This is a genomic window from Streptomyces sparsus (assembly GCF_054776295.1).
The window spans coordinates 1-2,851 of record NZ_BAAHCA010000644.1; the positions used below are offsets into that span (position 1 = coordinate 1).

The window sequence follows — 2,851 nt, forward strand, 5'->3', positions numbered from 1 at the left end:
CGCCCCGGGCCGGCCATCGGGTCGTACCGCCCGCCGGACCGCCCGTACCGGATGCCCCGCACGGCAGCGCGCTCGGCGCCCGGGGACGTCTGCGGGGTACGGAGGCCGGCCGGCCACCCGGGGCAGCACCCATCACCGTCCACCACCATCGGAGAGCCACGTGACCCCCTTACCCGACGCGCAGTCCGCCACCGCCACCCCGACAGGTCCGGCAGCCGCCGCCCGGTGCCCGGTCGCCGGCGGTGCGGTGCCGCTCAGCGGAGAGCGGTTCCACACCGATCCGGCGCAGCTCTACCGGGAGATGCGCCGGGACCACGGGCCGGTGGTGCCGGTGACGCTGCCGGGGGACGTGCCCGCCTGGCTGGTGATCGGCTACCGCGAGCTGTACCAGGTCACCTCGGACCCGGAGCTGTTCCCGCGTGACTCGGGCCTGTGGAACCAGTGGGAGACGCTGCCCGAGGACTGGCCGCTGCGGCCGATGATCGGGCACCGGCAGCCCTCGATCTACTACACGGTCGGTGACGAGCACCAACGCCACCTCAGGATGGTGCAGGGCGCGCTCGAAAGCGTCAGCCACATGGAGCTCCGCACGCACGCGGAGGACCTGGCGGACCGGCTGATCGACGCGTTCTGCGCCCAGGGGGAGGCCGACCTCATCGCCCAGTACGCCAAGCCGCTCCCGGTGCTGGTGCTGGCCCGTCTGCTCGGCTTCCCGGACGCCGACGGCCCGCGGCTGGCGAAGGCCATGGGCGACCTGGCCGACGGCGGTGCGGACGCGCTGGACGGCTTCGCCTACTTCGGGGCCCGCATCCGCCGGCTGGTCGCCGAGAAGCACGCCGCTCCGGGCGCCGACGTGGCGTCCCGCATGCTGGCCTCCCCGGAGCCCTTCACCGACGAGGAGTACGCGCTCGACCTGATGGCGCTGGCCGCCGCGGGACATCTGCCGACCGCCGACTGGATCGGCAACTCGGTCCGGTTGATGCTCACCGACGACCGGTTCGCCGCGTCGCTCAGCGGCGGTCGCCACAGCATTCCCGAGGCGATGAACGAGGTGCTGTGGGAGGACACCCCGACACAGATCCTCGCCGGGCGCTGGGCCGCCCGCGAGGCCTGGCTCGGCGGGCAGTTGATCGCTCCCGGGGACATGGTGCTGCTCGGGCTGGCCAGCGCCAACGGCGACCCGGAGGTGCACGTCACCGCGAGCGGGGCGACCGACGGCTTCCGGGGCGGCAACAGCGCCCACTTCTCCTTCAGCCACGGCGAGTTCCAGTGCCCGTTCCCCGCCCGGGAGATCGCGGAGACCATCGTGCGGAGCGGCGTCGAGGTGCTGCTCGACCGGCTCCCCGACATGGAACTCGCAGTGCCGGCGCGGTCGTTGGTGCGCCGGCCGTCCCCGTTCCTGCGGGGCATGACCGTGCTGCCCGTGCAGTTCGCCGCCACTCCCCCTCTCGGAGGCAGATCATGACCGGCGCTTCCCCGTCACCCCAGTCCGCTTCCTCCCTCGCGTCCCCCGCGCCGTCCACCTCGGGCGAGGCCGCGCCGACCTGCCCGATGGCGGGCGACCCGGTGGCGATCGACCCGATGGTGTCGGACCTCGCGGGTGAGACGCGCCGGCTGCGCGACGCCGGGCCGCTGGTCCGCATCGACCTGCTCGGTGCGACGGCGTGGAGCGTCACCCGGCACGCGGACGCCCGGCGGCTGCTCACGGACCCGCGGCTGGTCAAGGACATCAACCGCTGGACGCTGTGGCAGACCGGGGAGATCACCCGGGAGTGGCCGCTGATCGGCATGATCGACGCCGGGCGTTCCATGTTCACCGTGGACGGCGCCGAGCACCGGCGGCTGCGGACGAAGACCGCCCAGGCGATCACGCCGCGGCGTCTCCAGCAGCTGCGGCCGTCCATCGAGGACATCACCCGGCGTCTGCTGGACGACCTGGCGGACCGGGGCGCGGACGGGCCGGTCGACCTCAAGACGGTGTTCGCGCAGCCGCTGCCGATGGCGGTGGTCAGTGAGCTGATGGGCGTCGATCCGGCGCTGCTGCCGCGACTGCACGTGCTCTACGAGGCGTTCTTCTCGATGATGACGCCGCAGGAGGAGCGGCTCGCGGTCATCGACGAGCTGGACGTCGTCTTCACGGAGATGGTCAGGGAGAAGACCGCCGCACCCGCCGACGACCTCACCAGTGCGCTGATCCTCGCCGACGCGGGCGGCGAGCCGCTCACCGAGGAGGAGGTGGTCGGCAACCTGAAGGCCATGGTGGCGGCCGGGCACGAGACGACCATCGGCCTGATCCTCAACGCCGTCCGGGCCCTGCTGACGCACCCCGACCAGCTGCGGCTGGTGCTGGACGGGACCGTCGCCTGGGACACGGTCATCGAGGAGACGCTGCGGTGGGACACCCCCACCACGCACCTGCTGATGCGGTTCGCCACCGAGGACGTCGAGGTGGGGGGCACGGTCGTCAGGCGGGGCGACGGCGTGGTGATCTCCTACCGGGCCATCGGCCGGGACACCGCGCAGCACGGGCCGGAGGCGGACCGGTTCGACGTCACCCGGCCCACGCCGATCCGGCACATGACGTTCGGCCACGGCCCGCACATCTGCCCCGGGGCCGCGCTGTCCCGGCTGGAGGCGGCGATCGCGCTGCCCGCGCTCTTCGCGCGCTTCCCCGGGCTGCGGCTGGCGGTGCCGTCCGAGGAGATCCGCAACCTGCCGGTACTGACCCAGAACGATCTCCAGTCGTTCCCGGTGCTGCTGCACACCCCCTGAACCGCGCCCGGCGCACACCCCGCCAGGCCGTCGCCGCCGGGCCCCGGAACGGCCGGAGCCGCCTCCCCGCGACGGGGAG

At 73.4% G+C, this 2,851-nt stretch carries 2 protein-coding genes; both read left to right on the top strand.

The genetic code is table 11. The features are described from left to right. Positions 1-160: 160 nt before the first annotated feature. A complete protein-coding gene (locus ACYVE9_RS21555; protein ID WP_461029541.1) occupies positions 161-1,465 on the top strand; it encodes a cytochrome P450 in 1,305 nt (434 codons plus the stop codon). 86 nt (positions 1,466-1,551) lie between these two features. Then, positions 1,552-2,772 (top strand): cytochrome P450 family protein, encoded by a 1,221-nt coding sequence (locus tag ACYVE9_RS21560; RefSeq protein WP_461029542.1) that lies wholly within the window; start codon positions 1,552-1,554, stop codon positions 2,770-2,772. Positions 2,773-2,851: the final 79 nt, after the last annotated feature.